Source organism: Rheinheimera riviphila, from assembly GCF_004005945.1.
Taxonomy (GTDB): domain Bacteria; phylum Pseudomonadota; class Gammaproteobacteria; order Enterobacterales; family Alteromonadaceae; genus Pararheinheimera; species Pararheinheimera riviphila.
In genome coordinates this window covers 35,501-52,593 of sequence record NZ_SACS01000017.1, presented here as the reverse complement: position 1 = coordinate 52,593, position 17,093 = coordinate 35,501, and the positions used below count along the sequence as shown (strand labels likewise).

Genomic DNA, 17,093 nt, shown 5'->3' with positions numbered 1-17,093 from the left:
CTTCGGCTGTCCTCAATTATTTCTTGTGCTAACTTTAGGAAAACAAAGCCGGATCCGGAGGTATTTTGCGTCGACAATATCGAATCAACTGGGGCAGCGCCGCGCTGCTATCTTGGTTATGGGTGAGCACTTCGCTACAGGTTGCCGATGCGCAGCAGCTGCCACCTTTTTCTGTAACCGCCAGTCTGAACCGCACGGCGCTCACTATCCAGATTGAACAACAATTAACCCAAGCCTATCGTGCTATTGGCTATCAACTCAATATTCAATATCTGCCCGCCGAACGCTCGTTAAAAATGAGTAGTCAGGGCAAATTTGACGGTGAATTATTCCGCATCGCCGCTGTTGGCCAGCACTACCCACAGCTGTTGCAAGTGCCGGTGCCACTGGCTCAGGTTCAACTCTATGCCTTTGTGCATGCCGGAAGGGAACATGAATTTGGCCTATGGCAGCAAGATGCAACTTTAAGGATCGGCTTTGTGCGGGGTTTTAAAATGGCTGAGCTATACGATGTCGCAGGCCACAAAACGATGGTGAACACGCCGGGTCAGGCCGTGCAAATGTTGCAACAGAACAAAATTGATCTGCTCATGGAAGATTTGCAGTCGCTACACGAAGCAACGGCGGGCGACGAACAAGCGGCAAACTTAGTCAGACTGCCTGAGGTACTGGCAACGGAGCAATTATTCCATTTTGTCCATCAGCGGCATCAGCACTTAATCCCGGCATTAAGCGAGCAACTACAACGTCAAACAGAGGGCAAAAAGCGAAGAAAATCAGCTTCCGGCAAGGGCGGCGACCAGAAATAACCCTGCGCTTCATCACAACCCATTTGCTGCAGTTTTTGTAAGGTTTGGGCGTCTTCCACCCCTTCGGCCACAGTGTTTAAGCCAAGACTTTTTGCCAGCTGCACTATGGCTTGCACCAGCGGTTCGTCCCTTTTTGACATACATAACGAGCTGATAAAAGACTTATCAATTTTCAACGTGGTGGCATTAAAGCGCCGCAAATAACCTAAGTTGGAATAACCGGTGCCAAAATCATCAATGGCGAAGGTCAGTCCAAGACTGCTGAGCTGATCCAGTTGCTGCTGAATATTCAGCGCTTCGCCAATCAACAACGATTCGGTCAGTTCCAGCTCCAGCGCCGCCGCCGGTAACCCCGCATCTTTGAGCGCTTGTTGCACGGACTGCTCCAACGCGCCATCACGAAATTGCACCGAGGACAAATTCACTGCCACGGTAATGCCGCCGTAGCCTAGCTGCTGCCAACGCTGGCAAGCGCGGCAGGCTTCCTGCAACACCCAATGGCCCAGTTCAACAATCAGTCCTGATTCTTCACACAGCGGAATAAATTCCAGCGGACTGATCACCGAGCCATCCAACTGTGGCCAACGCACCAGCGCTTCAGCTCCGGTGATAGCACCGGTGGTTAAATTGACTTTGGGTTGATAATACAGCTGAAACTGTTGCTCTTTGAGCGCCAGCCGGATTTGCTGCAACAGGTTAAATTTATCGATATTGGCTTTATCAATTTCTTCATCGTAAAAGCGCCAGGTATTGCGGCCGTCACTTTTGGCTTTGTACATCGCCATGTCAGCTTTTTTCGACAACACGTTAAATTCCACGCCATCGCGCGGCACCACGGCGATACCTACAGATCCGGAAATTTCGATATGGGTTTGCATCACTAAAAACGGGCTGCAGGTTTGATTGATCATCGCTTTGGCCAGTAACGACAATTTACCGTCATCGGCGTCCGTGGGCACCAACGCCAGAAATTCGTCACCGCCAAAACGGCATAACATCGCCCCTTCCGGCATTTGCGACAGCAACCGGGTTGCCAACTGCTGCAACACCAAATCACCGGCCGAATGGCCTAACGAATCGTTCACCGGCTTAAAATTATCCAGATCCAAAAACAACACCGCCAGCCGTAAATCGTTGCTGCGACAGTGTTGTAACAGCTGCTGATAAATAATTTCCGCCAGGATCCGGTTTGGCAAACCGGTTAAGCGGTCGTGATGCGCCAAGCGTTCAATTTCCGCCTGGCTGTTGCGCACCCGCTCGTTTTCCCGTTGTAACGAGTCCATCAACTGGCGTAAATCTTTGGTCATCAGGTACACACTAAAACCGGTGATCAGTAAAATCACCCCAATAAACACCACCGTGTTCCAGCTGATCACCGGGATATGCGGGATCAGCAACCCCTGCATGGTGGCCCAGGCCATCAGCGCGCAAAATGCGATAATAAACAGCAGCAATGACACAAAAAGCATACTGCTGCCAAAAAGCGCGGCATAAATTAATACGCCGGGATAACCCAATACCGCAATGTCGCGCAGCCCACCGGCTACCCAGGCCAGCCCCGACAACATCAATACCATCGACCACAACAATAAGTAGGCCGCCAGCAACGACCGTTGATAAAAGGCTGCAGCAGCGGCGCAGCAGAGCGCCAGTGAACCAGTGAGCAACAACAGTTTGGTCGCGCCGTTTACCAGCAGCAGCGCGATCAGCAGTCCTAACAATGAGATGGCAATAATTTGTAATAAGCGGCGGGTACGCAGGTCCTGCAATTGCTGCAGCGCCTGTGACGATCCCGATAATGACGATAGTTTTTCCAGCATAACCTATAACAACCAACTACAGATTTTCGGCGATTTGATAAAGATAGTCGATTGCGGGGTGATGGCGGATTTTTCCATCATTTTTCGCTGTCCGGTGATGGATCCGGTAACAGGGCCCGTGACGCATCGCGCGCTGCTTTAAACTCTTTGCCGGCATACCAGTTTGGCCAGAGCGTGGAATTGGCCAACTCCTGCCCCACCTGATAATACAACCACAAATCCTGCTGTGAACCACGTAAGTCCCAAGCAGGGCTAAATTCATCATTCACTTTGTGATAGTAGTTACTGGTGTAATCACGCCGCTGCGCCAGGCCCCAATCTTTGCCATGAGCAAAACTATCGACGCCGCCGCGCGCATACAACATCGGTACGCCGTAACGGGCTAACTGAAAATGGTCTGAGCGATAATAAAAACCATCTTCCGGCGTTGGCTCAGGCCCGATATAGCGGCCTTGCGCCTTGGCGTATTTATGCAGCATCGGCTCCAATTCAGAAGCGCCATAACCGAAGACCTGCACATCGCGCATCGGACCATAGACATTCATCACATCCATGTTAATCCCGGCAACGGTTTTATTTAGCGGTAACAACGGGTTGGCAGCGTACCAGCGTGAACCGAGCATGCCACGCTCTTCAGCGGTCACTGCAATAAAGGCCACCGAGCGCTCGGGTTTTTCGCCTTGTTGAAACTTCTCGGCCAGCGCCAATAAACCAGCGATACCACCGGCATTATCCTGCGCGCCATTAAAAATTTTGTCGTCTTTACGGCTGAAATCGAGGCCAAAATGATCCCAGTGCGCCATATAAAGCACCAGCTCATCCGGCTGTTTGCTGCCTTTGATATAACCAATCACGTTACTGGAATCGATTTCGCGGATCTGGTTTTTGATACTGATATTGGCTTTGCCGCCTAAAACAAAGGGCTGGAAGTTTTTGTCCAGCGCTTTTTTACGCATCGAATCAATAGTTTGATTGGAGGCGGCAAAAATCTGCGTCGCAGACTCAGTGGTGACCCAACCTTCTACTGCGGCTTTGTGTTGGTTTTTATTCGGATCAGCCAGCTCAAAGCGGATCGGACTGGTGCCCGCCACCACATTCCAGCCATAAGCTGCAGCGTCAGTCTCATGAACGATCAGCGCCATCGCCGCGCCCTGGCGTGCCGCTTCTTCAAACTTGTAAGTCCAGCGACCGTAATAAGTCATGGCTTTGCCGGTAAAGAGCTTGGGATCGCCGGTAGCAAAACCCGGATCGTTGACAAACATCACCACGGTTTTGCCTTTGACGTCGATATTTTTATAGTCATTCCAGCCATATTCCGGCGCGACGATGCCGTAACCGACAAACACCAGTTCGCTGTCTTTGACTTCAATTTGCGGCAACATCCGCGTCGACCACGCCATCATTTGCGTTTTATAAGCCAGGCTTGTTGGCAGTTTGTCGCCACTGAATGTCAAAGCCGACACCGCCACCGGATCAATCTGCACCACCGGCACCGCCTGGCGATAACTGTTGTTGGCAAAAGGCGTTAGCCCCAACCGTTTAAAATTCTGCTCGATATAAGCGACAGTGCGCTCTTCGCCGACGGTCGCCGGTGCCCGGCCTTGTAGCTCGTCGGAAGCGACTTCTTTGAAATATTTACCGAAGTTGCTGCTGAATTCGGTTTGTTGTAGTTGCGGTTGTTCTGGTAGAGCATTGGCAGCCTGAATACATGGCGACAGCGCTAAAGCTGTCATCAGTAACTGCCAGTTGCGCGGAAACAATGGTTTTTTCATGCTGGGATCCGTGGTTGGGTTGGCGTACTACCCTGCGGGTGAGTACGCCCTACCGTTGTAATTTCCGAAAATGGTTTATATTCAAATAGTAGGGTGGACTCGGCCGAAGGCAAGTCCGCCGTTAGCGTCATTTACGCTTTATACGCAAACGCCGAAAGCCCAAGCTCTGCCAACACTTTATCAAGGTGCGCATAAGCCTCTGGTGTTGGCCCCGGATAATCGCCGGCTATCGGCACATTACCAACATAACCAATATCTTTGGTGCCTTCTGGCGTGGCGAAAAACGCTGCCACCACTAAGCCACGCAGGTGACTGAAAGCATTGGCAATACGCTTAAACTGCTGCGGTGTTTGCTCATTGTTATAAGCGATATCGTCAATGATCGTCAGCCGCTGTGCTGGCGTCAGTTTGGCAAAAATCGCCTGATAGCGCATCGTTGCTTCGTCGTCCAGCCAGGTCAGTGCCGCCAAAATGACCGGGCGGTCTTGCTGCTGCCGCTCATAAGGCGCGCTGATCCATTCGTCCACCACCGCTGGCACATTGACTTCGGACGCTGCGGGCACCTGGCCATCGCGTGGGATCAGAATGTCGGCGACAATCGCCAACAGCGTCAGCTGGGCGGCAGTCATCGTCAGCGGCCAAGGCGATTTGGGCGGCATAATTAAGTTTGGATCTTTGCCGTAACCTTTGTTTCCGACCGGCGTTAACTTTAAATCCGGCCAGTGTTCGCCGGTTTTGGCGGCTGTGGCAGGAACTGCGGGTGCCGCATTGCCAGCCGGCTTTTCACAACCGGCCAACAGCGGCAGCATGGTACTTGCGGCCAGCGCCGCCAATAGCTTTAACGAATCACGCCGGGTCATGCCCGACTGATACTGATAGCCTGGGTCTGCTGAATTCAGCTTGGTATTTTTCGTCATCTCAGACAGCTCCTTTCATTAAACTACCCGCCGCCAACTGCTCAGCCAGCCAGGCTGAATTGCGCATCGCCAGCGTCATAATGGTCAGGGTACAGTTTTTATGCGGATTCGAAGCGAACACGCCGCCATCCATCACAAACAGGTTCGGACAATCCCAGGTTTGGCCCCATTGATTAGTCACCGAGTCTTTGGGCGATGCGCCCATCCGGGTGGTACCCACTTCATGGATGATCTGGCCGCCTTTTAAAATGGCCTGCTCCGGCGTTGGCAGTTCGCCCACCGTCGCACCCATTTCGGTCAGGATCGCCTTGGCCGTTTGCAGACCGTGCTCCACCTGATTCAATTCATGCTCGGACCATTTCCAGTGAAACCTTGGCACCGGAATGCCCCATTTGTCTTTCACCGAAGGGTCAATATCCATATAACAATGCTCGTTCGGTACCATCTCGCCGCGCAAGGCAAAATGCACATAAGCACCGTATTTATTTTTGACCTGCTTTTTTAGATCCTTACCATAACCTTGCAGACTGGTATCGATACTGGCGCCCGGTTCACTAAAACGGCCACCCAGTTCAAAGTGATAACCGCGCGGAAACTTCAGCTCTTTCTTGGCTTGTGCCTGATGGCCCCACCACGGAATAAACAAATGATTCGCAGTGTGGCCATCTTCGTTGTAAATCGGCCGGCCTTGCAGCGCTGGCACCATGGCGCCAAAATTGGCACCGGTCGAGTCCATAATATTTTTGCCAACCTGACCGCTGGAATTGGCCAGGCCATTTGGATGCTTGGCGCTTTTCGAATTGAGTAACAGCCGCGCCGATTCACAGGCACTGGCTGCCAGAATAACCACCTTGGCAGTTAACTTATGTTCGGTGGCCGTTTTTTTATCAATGTAACTAAGCCCAACCACATTACCTTTGTCGTCAACATCCACCGATTTCACCATGGCGTTAGTCAGCACCTGCAAATTGCCGGTGGCTTTGGCCATTGGAATAAGGGAGGTCGTGGTTTGAAAGGCCGCGCCAATCGAACAACCATGACCGCATGGCGTGGCATAAAAACAAGCAGCGCGGCTATCCAGCGGCCGGGTTAACACGGCGCGGTGCATCGGCGCTGTTGGAATGCCAAGCTTTTTCGCAGCAGCAGCCACGAATAATTCCGGAATACGCGGTAGCGGCGGCGGTTGTAATACACCTTCCGGCGAAGGTGGCATATCGTCCAGGCCGGTATTGGTGCCGCAGACGCCAACTAAAGCTTCGGTTTTATCGTACCAGGGCGCAATGTCGTTATATTCAAAGGGCCAGTCGGCGCCCAGTCCATCACGGCTTTTGCCTTTAAAATCATGTTCACTAAAGCGCAAAGAATAACGACCCCAGTGATTGGTGCGGCCACCGAGCATCCGCGCCCGCCACCACAAAAATTCGGAATTTTCAGCGCTGGTGTAAGGCTCGTCCGGCACCTGCCAGCCACCATCGACGGTGGCGTCATAAAAACCAAAATCTTTATCGCTATTGCCCGCGCCCATCAACGGCGCTTCGCCATTGCGTTTAAACATCGGGGTCTCGGCTTTCGGGTCATAATCACGCCCCGCTTCCAGCAATAATACTTTGCGACCGGCTTTGGTCAGCTCATAAGCGGCCATGGCGCCACCTGCACCCGAACCAACGACCAGTACTTCAGCTTCAAAGTTGCTCATCAGTTCAGCTCTTTAATTTTAATATTCTTAAACCAGACCTGGTCACCATGATCCTGCAGGCCAATATGGCCGGATTTCGCTTTGGCAAAACCATCCCATTTCGCAAATTTACTGGCTGCCAAAAGTGCCTGCCATTCCGGGCTGTCGATGGTGACTTCGGCCGTTTGCACGCCATTTTGCCAAATGGTCAGCTTGCTGTTTTGCAACCGAATTTTGGTGCTATTCCACTCACCCGCCTTTTTGTGCGATGACGCAGGTGAAGCAATCATGTCGTATAACGAACCTGAAAGGTGGGTCGCCAGCTTGTTATCTGAATGGCGTTCGTTGTCCAGAATCTGAATTTCCGGCGCATGGGCGTAAATAGTGTTACCGGTTTCATCAACCAGCACAAAAATACCACTGTTGCCGACTTCGGCAATTTTCCAATCAAGCAGCAGCTCAAAATTCTGGTACTGTTTTTTGGTCAGAATGTCACCACCACCACCTGCGGCGAGCTTCATCGCACCGTCTTCAATCTGCCATTTGTCGCTTAAATCTGCTTTTTTGAAATTACGCCATTGCGACATATCGCTGCCATTAAACAGCAACTGCCAACCTTGCGCTTTTTCTTCATTATTTAGCACATTATCTGCGGCCAGCGTAGGTACGCTGAGGGTTGCAGCAAGCAGCATGGTCGATGCAAGTTGGGTGAGTTTGATGAGTTTCAAATCGGTTCTCCTTGGTGTTTGACTCTGCTCTGACGGCAGACGGTGGTTCAGCTGACCTGATTATTGCAGCAAAAGCACGATTTTTGAGCTGTAATTCACGCTGGCTGCGGTTAACTGTATGCGTTGTCAGCCATTTTGGCTATCAGAAAATTTCGGCAGGACAATGGGCGCCAACTTTGAATGTAACCCGTTACATACTGAATGCATTTTTGCCGCTTTGATCGCATGTGAAAAGTACGATTGCTGCTTTTGCCATTTGGTCATTTTTTTAATACCAATCTGTGGTACTGGTGTCGGCTATGGCAAGTTTCTGGTGTCAGCACCGCCACATTGCTTGTTGTATGGTTGAACACCAAAGTAAAAACGGCTAATTTGGCTACATCATTATCGCCATGGCAAGCGACAGATTTTGGCTACTGAGCCATCTTATTAAAGGATTAATTCGATATGACCCAACAAGACACAACATCGCAGTTTGAAGAAATACTACGGCGTCCGGCCCAACCAGATGGTGATAATTTGTGGGCTTTTGTTGTTTTGCCCGAATTCGCCAGTGCCAAACTTCCAAGGCGTGGCAGGACCTCCATTGAAGGCTCCATCAACGGTCATGCCTTCCAGGCCACGCTGGAGCCGGATGGACAATTAAGTCATTGGCTGCGGCTGAACGAGGATTTACTCAAAACCGCGGGCTTAAACTTCGGCGATATTGCCAGGTTTGAAATCAGGTCGGTGGCAGCAGAGCCGGAACCGGAAATTCCGACGGATTTGTATCACGCGCTACAAGCTGCACCTGCGGCCCGGGCGGTTTGGGACGACACCACGCCCCTCGCCCGGCTGGATTGGATCCACTGGGTAACGTCAGCCAAACAAGCCAAAACCCGGCAGAAACGGATTGTCGAGGCTTGTGACAAGCTCAGCTCCGGCCAGCGGCGGGTTTGTTGTTTTGATCCCTCAGGGTTTTACAGCAAAGCCTTTTGCGCGCCAAAGGCGGCGGACTAGCACTGTTGTTTGTGTGGTTACTGACTTAGATCTGCGGTTTCCAGATACAGCTGTGTGGCAGAAATACCCATCGCCTTCAGCAGCTGTAACGTGGCTGCGCCGTCAGTGGTAGCCAGAGTGACCGGCGTTGCCGGTAATTCCGGTAACTGTAAAATCTGATCAAAACTAGGCGCAGCAGCGATGCGATGCAGTAAAAAATGGCTGTTCGCAACACTGAACACATCATACCGGGCGTTCGTTGCAACGCTTAATTGCTGTAACGGCCGACGGTATAACTGACGGGCAAAAGTGAGCTGAATATTGTCCAGCCATAAACGGCCACCCCGTTCAAAATGCCCCTGATACACCGCAGCACCGATGTCAAAAGTCTTGCCTTCAATTAGCAGACGCAGATCAAAATTTTGCGGCAGCAGCGTCAGTTGCTGGCCATCACGCAATAACGCCAACACCGCCTGCTGTTCGGCAGCCGGCAGTGCCAACTGATACACCAACTGATAATCATGCGGCGCCCGGTACAGCGGCAGATGGGAAGCCAGCACGGTATCACCCGCAGCAAATAACACCATGCCATGGCTGCCCATATAGCTATGCTGTTTGTGGTCTTGTTGGTGGTCTTGCTCAGTTGCAATCAGCGATATTGGCATGCAGCAGAGGATGAATAGTAGGGAAAATAGGCGCATTGATGAGACCTTTTTGGCATAGATAGATGCGGATTAGTGTATCAGTCGGTTGCTGAAAGTCACAGCTGAGTGCCTTAGTGGCAAAGCTGCTGCTTTGATTGTTTAAAAAGCGTTTCGCCGATGGCGAGTTACTTATTTTGCTTCGCCAAAATAAGTAACCAACAAAAGGCGACCCCGGATCGCTCGAAAGCCCGGAAGTTTGTCTCGATTTTGAGGCAACTGCGCAAACTCGCGGTTCGCTAACGTCGAACCGCTCAAACAGTGCGCAGTTTTAAAACCTCAAAACCGGCCAAACATCCGGCTCGCTTTAAGGGGCGGAAAAGCGCTTAGCTTCACACTTCAAACTTGAATCAAACGTTTATAATCTGGACTTTTGCACGGAAGATTTCCATGCGCCAAAGCCTGAATAATTTGCTGCATTTCGCAGACATCCCACTGCCTTTCTCACTCCCGTAGTCACAACTGGTGCTGATAGGCAGTTGAAAGTATGAATAAAAACTTTTAAGTTGAAACATCGATTAATATGAGAAATTACTGAAGTCATGGGTTCCGTGCCTGTTGAAAACATACTGCTAAATCTACGGGGAGGAGTATCGTGTCTTGGAATCCAGACAAGTTCCAGAAGGAGATCGGAGAATTACTGGCAGCATTCAATGCTGAATTTTTATCCGGTGCCGCAAAACATCTTAGTGAACCAAACGGGGAACAAAAGCAATCATTACAGGTACTCAGTAACCTTGATGTAGTGCAAGTTCAAAAGAGGCTTGATGGTATAATTTCACAAATCGAACTTGAATTACGTAGACAATGTCAACAATGCATGACTGGCAACGATTACCTTGAAAAAGACATCAGAATTATAACGAATAACTATTTTTATACTGGATGTATCCGTTCAAAAGTAATTGGCGAGATTAATTCCACAATATCCCAATTGAATAACCTTGTAATACACGCTCGAGTTCATCTAGAAATACTTAATAGAAACTCGGGCCTTTGTGGGTTCCTGAAAGGGTTATTTACTGGATATACAAATCCCATAGATGGTGTAGCACATGCTCTCGGAAAAGGCTCCATACAAATGGAAGTCGGCTCCAGTACTCAAGGGTTTAATACAACTGCCCTACTTGCAGGTCAATCCATAGATGCTGTATCTCAATTTTTGAAGGTTACAGTACTTGAAACTTGGAACGCCTTTGGTGCTTATTTGGAAGATAATGCTAATTGTAAATTTTAGGGTCAGAACAAAACTAAGTTGAATTTCCGAATTTCGCTCAAAGGGGATAATCCGAAAGTAAGCTTTTGCTCTTCATCCCCGTAAAGCGAGCCGCTTTAAAATCGACTGTTTGAGGTTTTAAGCCGACAACTGTTTGAGCGGTTCGACGGTAGCGAACCGCGAGTTTTGTCGGCGCCTCAAACTGTTGATTTTATTGCGGGCTTTCGAGCGATCCGGGGTCGCCTTTTCTTTGGTATCTTTCTTTTGGCGAAGCAAAAGAAAGATACTCGCCACAGGCGAAACGCTTTTAAAACCAGCCCGGATTGGCAATCGAAAAACACAGCATCCATTGTTTGCCAACAAATAAAAAAGCCGGAACATGCAAAGCAAACTCCGGCTTTTAAAAAATGGCGAACAACACAGCCGAAACTGTTACTTAACGTCAGCCCGAGAAGCATCCCGCGCTGCGCGGAACTCTTTGCCTTCGTACCAATTCGGCCAGGCGTCGGAGTTCGCCAACTCAGCACCCACCCGGTAGTACAGGAATAAGTCTTGCTGGGCGCCGGACAAGTCCCAGTTTTCGTTATATTCGTCTTCTACTTTGTGGTAGCAACAGGTGTTGAAGTTTTTCGCTTGCGCCAAACCCCATTCTTTACCATTGGCGACGCTATCAACACCGCCTTTGGCGTACAGCATTGGTACGCCGGCTTTAGCCAGGTTGAAGTGGTCTGAGCGGTAGTATGAACCTGCTGCCGGATTCGGCTCTGGCGCGATATAACGGCCCTGCTCTTTGGTGTATTTCTCTAAAATCACTTCCAGCTCAGAATTGCCCTTGCCGACCACCACCATATCTTTCATCGGGCCATTGACGTTCATCACGTCCATGTTGATGCCAGCGACAGTTTTATTCAGTGGGAACAATGGGTTTTTCGCATACCAGGCTGAGCCCAGCAGACCACGTTCTTCCGCAGTCACTGCGATAAAAGCCACGCTGCGTTTTGGTTTTGGCTGGGAAGCGTAATATTCGGCCAGCGCCATCAGGCCGCCGGTGCCGGATGCGTTGTCGACTGCGCCGTTAAACACTTTGTTTTTCGGGTTAGAAAAATCAACGCCCAGGTGATCCCAGTGCGCCATATATAGCACTACTTCATCCGGTTTTTCGCTGCCTTCAATAAAACCAGCGACGTTGCCTGAGGTCAGCTCACGCACGTTGTTTTTCACGCTCACTGAAGCTTTGATATTGAGTGGCACTGGCGTGAAGTCTTTGCTCAGGGCTTTTTTACGCATTGAATCAATGGTTTCACCCACACCGGCAAACAACGTCTGCGCAGATTCTGTGGTTACCCAGCCTTCAATGGCGGCGCGATCGGCGTTTTTATTTGGGTTGATCAGGTCAAATTTGGTGGCAGAACCGCCGGCGACCACATGCCAGCCATAAGAGGCAGCATCAGTTTCGTGGACGATGAGTGCCATCGCAGCGCCTTGACGGGCCGCTTCTTCAAACTTGTAAGTCCAGCGACCGTAGTAGGTCATGGCGTCGCCGGTGAACAGGTTTGGATCCTTGGTGGCAAAACCCGGATCGTTGACGAACATCACCACGGTTTTGCCTTTCACGTCCAGGCCTTCGTAGTCGTTCCAGTTATATTCCGGTGCCACAATGCCGTAACCGACAAACACCATCTCAGATTCTTTCACTTCTGAAAGTTCGGTGACGCGGGTGGTCCAGGTGAACATTTGCTCACGATATTTAAATGCTGCCGGGGCTTTTTCGCCCGTGAACGTCATGCTGGACACTTCTTTCGGGTCAATTTGTACCAACTGCACTGGCTGGACAAAACTGTCGCCGGACAGTGGCTTTAAGCCGATTTTTTTAAAGTGTTCCGAGATATACGCCAGCGTTAGCTCTTCGCCTTTGGTGGCTGGCGCGCGGCCTTGAAATTCATCTGAAGATAAGGTTTTGATGTATTCGCCCAGTTTTGGGTTCATCAAAGTGTCAACTAACGCAGTGGCTGGTGCTGCTTCGGCAGCAGCAGGTGTTGTCGCTGGTGTTGTTTGAGCAGCCTGCTCAGTCGGCTTTGGCGGCTCAGAACAAGCAGCCAGGCCAAGGCAGGTGGTCAGCGCCAGCGTTGTTCCTGAAAACCAAAAATTCGCTTTCATTCAAAGCTCCATGGTTGTTATTCGAATTTTATTAGAATGGCCGCTTGCAGTTGGCAGCACCGAATGCTGAACATTCTTTGGTGTGAGGCTCACCGCGCGGTGCGCCGATGGTAACGCAGTGGCGGAGCTCTTGGCTAGTCTGTCTGACGCAGCGCGCTTTGGCTTGGCCTCAGCCTGCCACTTTGCGGCAGGCTCAATAAAGCCATGATTTATTGATGTCCCCAAGGCGTCGGCGGTGTCGCTACTGGCTTGGTTAAATCAAATTCAACTTCAAATTCACGGCCTTCACGTTTTAAGCCATAACGGTACACTTTGCCGGGGATAATTTCGACAAACCAGGTGTTACCGGTAGAGGCTTGCATCTTGTTGGCAGCGAACATGGTTTTGGAATGTTGATCCACCGGAAAAGCTTGTTTGTTGGCGGTGCCAGGGGCTGATGTATCGCCACCGTACATGGTGACTTTATCGGACGTGCCGTCTTGATGCCGGTGATCGTGTTTTAAGCGCAGGCCTTGCTCGGTTTTGGTAATCACCCAGGTTCTGGAATGATCGTCACCGACATGAAACGGTACTTTGAGCTCGGTATCGCTGCATTCACGCACATGCATCACCATGGTTTTACTCAGCATATCTTTATCGCTGTCGTTACTTTTCACCAGCTTGCCGGCAAAAGCCTGACCGCAATAGGCTTTGATCTGGTCGAAAAATTGCTGTTGTGATGTTGGCAGCGGGTGCGCGGCAGCATGGTTGTGGGCATGAGCGTGAGAAACAGCACCAGCCGACAACAACAAACTGGTAAATATAGCGGTACGTTGAAACTTCATAACTTCTCCTTTTTCCCGACTATAACCAGCTGTGTCCGTCACGGCAACCCAAGCACTGGTTATAGCTCTCGTCATAGCTCTCGTTTTAGCCCAGCCGCTCACCGATTGCGCCGCCCCCGAATGAGTGACAGCTGCTGTAGAATTAGCCATACTGAATTTACTTCAAACCAGCGGACCCGGTCGCCATGCCTGCCCTGCCCTCACCGCGGCTATTGATGGGAATTTTTGCCAAAGCCGAGAATTTTGGCCGTATTGCTGACACGCCGTTTGGCGTTGGTTATCAGTTGCAAGGCGTGGCTGTTGCCGTGAGTTTTTTTGGTCATCATGTCTATTTTGGTTATCAACAGGCAGTGCTGGTGCTGGCCAATGAAAGTCAGGTTAGTTTTGCCGAAGCCGATCATCCTGCCAACCGCGAATTACTTGATAAAATTTATGCGATTGATCAGCAATATAGCCAGTAGCGGCACCCTTGATCACGTCAGAAGCGCAGCTGTTGCATCAGACAGGCTTCATTATGCAAACGTATGCAGGATCGGCGCGGGCCGCGGCCTTTGTGCTAGCATAAATCCAAACATGTCAGCGATGAACCTAATAAATGAACAAATTCAGATGTTTAGCACTAATTTCTGCGACAGCTTTGACGCTTATGGCTTGTAATCCAGCCAGCGACGCCAAGCCGGCGGCAACCATAGCAGCACCTTTGTCAGCCACCGCAGCAACCCCTGCTGTCACAAACAACAGCAGCGGCAAAATTGTTGTTTATCAAGCCTTTACCCGGTTATTTGGCAACAGCAATACTACCAATCAACGTTTTGGCACCGCGGCAGAAAATGGTGTGGGTAAATTTAATGATATTAACGATGCTGCACTTGTTGCGCTAAAAGGCATGGGCGTATCGCATTTATGGCTCACCGGCGTGCCACACCATGGGTTGGTCGCCGACTACAGCGCTTTTGGTATTAGCGCAGACGATCCAGACGTGATTAAAGGCCGCGCCGGTTCGCCTTATGCGGTGAAAGATTATTACAGTGTCAATCCAGACTTAGCCGTTGATCCTGCCAAACGGCTCGATGAATTTAAGGCATTGATCACACGTGCGCATCAGCACGGTATCAAAGTGATTATCGACATCGTGCCAAACCACGTGGCGCGCCATTACGAATCGCTGGGCAAACCCACAGACGTACGCGATTTTGGCGCTGATGACAACACAACGCTGGAATACAGCAAACACAACAACTTCTATTATGTACCGGGCCAGGCTTTCGAACTGCCAGATATTCCAGCTGAATTTACCCCACTTGGCGCGGAAGCCCATCCACTAAAAGATGGCAAATTCGCCGAAATGCCCGCCAAATGGACCGGCAATGGCGCACGCGCCGCCAAACCCGATTTTAATGACTGGTATGAAACGGTGAAAATAAACTACGGCGTCAAACCGGACGGCAGCTACGATTTTGAGCGTTTACCCGCCGACTACGCCAACAAAAACCACGCAGCACACGCCGCTTTCTGGCAAGGCAAAGAGTTACCCGATTCCTGGTTAAAATTCCGCGATATCACCAAATTCTGGCTGGAAATGGGCGTTGATGGTTTCCGCTTTGATATGGCTGAAATGGTGCCGGTAGAATTCTGGAGCTTTTTAAATAGCAGCATCAAATTGCAAAGCCCGGATGCGTTGCTGTTGGCAGAAGTCTATCAACCGCAGTTATATCGCGACTATGTGCAGCTTGGAAAAATGGATTATCTGTACGACAAAGTCGGTTTTTACGACAGCTTAAAACTGTTGATGCAAGGTAAAGGTACCAGCTCTGAAGTACTGGCTAAACATGCTGAAGTGGCTGATATCGACCAACATATGCTGAAGTTTCTGGAAAACCATGACGAGCAGCGTATCGCCAGCCCGGAATTTGCAGGCGCTGCCGAAAAAGGCAAACCAGCGATGGTGGTGTCGACGTTAGTCGGCAAAGCGCCAACCTTATTGTATTTTGGTCAAGAAGTCGGTGAAGCCGGTGCTTTGGACGCCGGTTTTGGCAAGCCGAGCAGAACCAGTATTTTTGATTATGTTGGCGTGCCGGCGCATCAGGGCTGGCTCAATGGCGGCAAGTACGATGGCGGTGGGTTAACGGCTGAACAAGCTTCTTTGCGGGCTTTTTATCAGCAATTGCTGAAATTCAGCAGTGAAGCCAGCGCCCTCAAAGGCGAGTTCGTGTCTTTGCATCCGCTCAATCTAACCAGCCCAGGCTACAGCGAACAACAACTCAGCTTTGCCCGCTTTGATGACAAGCAGCAGCTGTTGGTGGTGAGTAATTTTGCCGAAAAGCCAGTCAGTTTTAACCTGCAATTGCCGGCTGATTTAATCAAAACCTGGCAACTATCTGCAGCGCCAGTCGTTTTTACTGACCTCTTCAGCCAACATCAACAGAGCACCAACCCGGCGAAGCAACATCGCCTGACCATCGAATTACCTGCCTTGGGATCCGTGGTATTGCAGCGCCAGTAAAAACAATCTCACGCTTGTGTTGGCCACCGCACAGACGGCGAAACGAATTCGCCGTCACTCTCTGTGCCTCTATTCATTACCGACGACCATTCATGCTAAAAACAATTGCAATAATTCTATTGATCTTATGGGTGCTGGGTTTTGTATCCCCGCTGGCGATTGGCAACTTGCTGCACATTTTACTGGTGTTTGCAGTGGTGCTGTTTCTGGTTGATGTCATTCAGGGGCGGCGGTTGTAGTCGTCAGGCTCTGGCAGCAATGCGGCGCGCCTGTAAGCAAAGACACCCTGAAGGTCAAAACTGACATTCAGTGCATAACCATGCATCAAATAGCTGATACCGAACCGTCACTTTGCTGCCTGCAGGCACTGCGGCACTGAGGGCTGTGGTGATGCTAAACCACAGATAACTTTCATTAAAGCCGGTTAAAGCCGCGGCCTCAAAGCCAAAGTACTGATTTACCGATGGATAAAGTGCTTTAAAGATACTTTCTTTGGCAGAAAAGAGTAAGGTCAACGGACAACGAAGCTGGCGGCTGAGCAGCGTAAACTGTGGTTGTTCAAACGGATGTAACACTGTGCTCTGTAGTTCCAGCTCTTGCTGTTGGCTCATGTAAAATTCAATATCAGCGCCAATACCACGGCAAGTATCTGCCCGCGCTACCATCGCCAACGCCAAATGATGACTGTGCGTTATTGTCCCTACAACACCCGATGGCCACAATGGCGCGCGGTTTTCTGCAGTGCCGGTCTGCACATCCCGGATCCCGAGTTGTGCCATGGTTTGCTGCGCACACCATCGACCGGCAAGGTATTCCGCACGACGGTTTGGCACGGCTTGCATCAGACTCGGCGGGAAAAAAATACCTAACGAATCAAAATCGGCTGGGGTGTGCAAGGTCAGATCAAAGCGGACGAGCAAACATGGCAGGCTGAGCAAAGACCTGAATTCAGCGAGTGGCGCAAATGGCATAACGGCCCCCTGAACACTTTAA

15 protein-coding genes are annotated in these 17,093 nt (G+C 50.5%); 6 read left to right on the top strand and 9 right to left on the bottom strand.

All coding sequences use genetic code 11. The annotated features are described in order from the left end of the window. The first annotated feature begins 65 nt into the window (after positions 1–65). The gene (locus EOE67_RS14815) at positions 66–809 is read left to right on the top strand and encodes a hypothetical protein (protein ID WP_127700115.1); all 744 of its coding nucleotides are present in this window, start codon (positions 66–68) and stop codon (positions 807–809) included. Here EOE67_RS14815 and EOE67_RS14810 read toward each other — a convergent pair. The 5 genes from EOE67_RS14810 to EOE67_RS14790 form a co-directional block, all read right to left on the bottom strand. Further along, positions 749–2,629: a putative bifunctional diguanylate cyclase/phosphodiesterase gene (locus EOE67_RS14810; RefSeq protein ID WP_127700114.1), complete on the bottom strand. Its 1,881-nt coding sequence runs from the start codon at positions 2,627–2,629 to the stop codon at positions 749–751. The two genes, EOE67_RS14815 and EOE67_RS14810, sit on opposite strands and share 61 nt — an antisense overlap. Before the next feature lie 77 nt (positions 2,630–2,706). Next, positions 2,707–4,401 (bottom strand): M28 family metallopeptidase, encoded by a 1,695-nt coding sequence (locus EOE67_RS14805; RefSeq protein ID WP_127700113.1) that lies wholly within the window; start codon positions 4,399–4,401, stop codon positions 2,707–2,709. A 131-nt stretch (positions 4,402–4,532) separates the two neighbouring features. Next, positions 4,533–5,318: a gluconate 2-dehydrogenase subunit 3 family protein gene (locus tag EOE67_RS14800; RefSeq protein ID WP_127700112.1), complete on the bottom strand. Its 786-nt coding sequence runs from the start codon at positions 5,316–5,318 to the stop codon at positions 4,533–4,535. A gap of 1 nt (position 5,319) precedes the next feature. Next, the gene (locus tag EOE67_RS14795; RefSeq protein ID WP_127700111.1) at positions 5,320–7,014 is read right to left on the bottom strand and encodes a GMC family oxidoreductase; all 1,695 of its coding nucleotides are present in this window, start codon (positions 7,012–7,014) and stop codon (positions 5,320–5,322) included. Further along, entirely contained in the window at positions 7,014–7,721 is a 708-nt protein-coding gene (locus EOE67_RS14790) for a 3-keto-disaccharide hydrolase (RefSeq protein WP_240652829.1), read from the bottom strand. The genes EOE67_RS14795 and EOE67_RS14790 overlap by 1 nt, the downstream gene beginning before the upstream one ends. 447 nt (positions 7,722–8,168) lie before the next feature. Here EOE67_RS14790 and EOE67_RS14785 point away from each other — a divergent pair, with 447 nt between their 5' ends. Next, positions 8,169–8,720, top strand: a complete 552-nt coding sequence (locus tag EOE67_RS14785; RefSeq protein WP_127700110.1) for a YdeI/OmpD-associated family protein — start codon at positions 8,169–8,171, stop codon at positions 8,718–8,720. A 17-nt stretch (positions 8,721–8,737) separates the two neighbouring features. Here the strand turns inward: EOE67_RS14785 and EOE67_RS14780 are convergent, their stop codons facing one another. Further along, positions 8,738–9,364 carry a hypothetical protein gene (locus tag EOE67_RS14780; RefSeq protein ID WP_127700109.1) on the bottom strand — a complete coding sequence of 209 codons (627 nt, stop codon included), beginning with the start codon at positions 9,362–9,364 and terminating at the stop codon, positions 8,738–8,740. Positions 9,365–9,995: 631 nt separating this feature from the next. Between EOE67_RS14780 and EOE67_RS14775 the strand changes: the two genes are divergently transcribed. Next, complete coding sequence (locus EOE67_RS14775) at positions 9,996–10,637, top strand: hypothetical protein (protein ID WP_127700108.1); 642 nt, start codon at positions 9,996–9,998, stop codon at positions 10,635–10,637. Positions 10,638–11,048: 411 nt separating this feature from the next. Here EOE67_RS14775 and EOE67_RS14770 read toward each other — a convergent pair whose 3' ends face one another. Further along, the gene (locus EOE67_RS14770; RefSeq protein WP_127700107.1) at positions 11,049–12,773 is read right to left on the bottom strand and encodes a M28 family metallopeptidase; all 1,725 of its coding nucleotides are present in this window, start codon (positions 12,771–12,773) and stop codon (positions 11,049–11,051) included. A 209-nt stretch (positions 12,774–12,982) separates the two neighbouring features. Further along, positions 12,983–13,597, bottom strand: coding sequence for a hypothetical protein (locus tag EOE67_RS14765; RefSeq protein WP_127700106.1), 615 nt, complete (start codon positions 13,595–13,597; stop codon positions 12,983–12,985). A gap of 215 nt (positions 13,598–13,812) precedes the next feature. Here EOE67_RS14765 and EOE67_RS14760 point away from each other — a divergent pair, with 215 nt between their 5' ends. From EOE67_RS14760 to EOE67_RS14750, 3 genes are all read left to right on the top strand, one after another. Then, positions 13,813–14,058: a hypothetical protein gene (locus EOE67_RS14760; RefSeq protein ID WP_127700105.1), complete on the top strand. Its 246-nt coding sequence runs from the start codon at positions 13,813–13,815 to the stop codon at positions 14,056–14,058. A gap of 185 nt (positions 14,059–14,243) precedes the next feature. After that, positions 14,244–16,100 carry an alpha-amylase family glycosyl hydrolase gene (locus EOE67_RS14755; RefSeq protein ID WP_240652828.1) on the top strand — a complete coding sequence of 619 codons (1,857 nt, stop codon included), beginning with the start codon at positions 14,244–14,246 and terminating at the stop codon, positions 16,098–16,100. A gap of 92 nt (positions 16,101–16,192) precedes the next feature. Continuing rightward, positions 16,193–16,339 carry a lmo0937 family membrane protein gene (locus tag EOE67_RS14750; RefSeq protein ID WP_127700103.1) on the top strand — a complete coding sequence of 49 codons (147 nt, stop codon included), beginning with the start codon at positions 16,193–16,195 and terminating at the stop codon, positions 16,337–16,339. A gap of 54 nt (positions 16,340–16,393) precedes the next feature. On the opposite strand, the gene EOE67_RS14745 is transcribed toward EOE67_RS14750, so the two are convergent. Next, positions 16,394–17,071: a 4'-phosphopantetheinyl transferase family protein gene (locus tag EOE67_RS14745; RefSeq protein ID WP_127700102.1), complete on the bottom strand. Its 678-nt coding sequence runs from the start codon at positions 17,069–17,071 to the stop codon at positions 16,394–16,396. Positions 17,072–17,093: the final 22 nt, after the last annotated feature.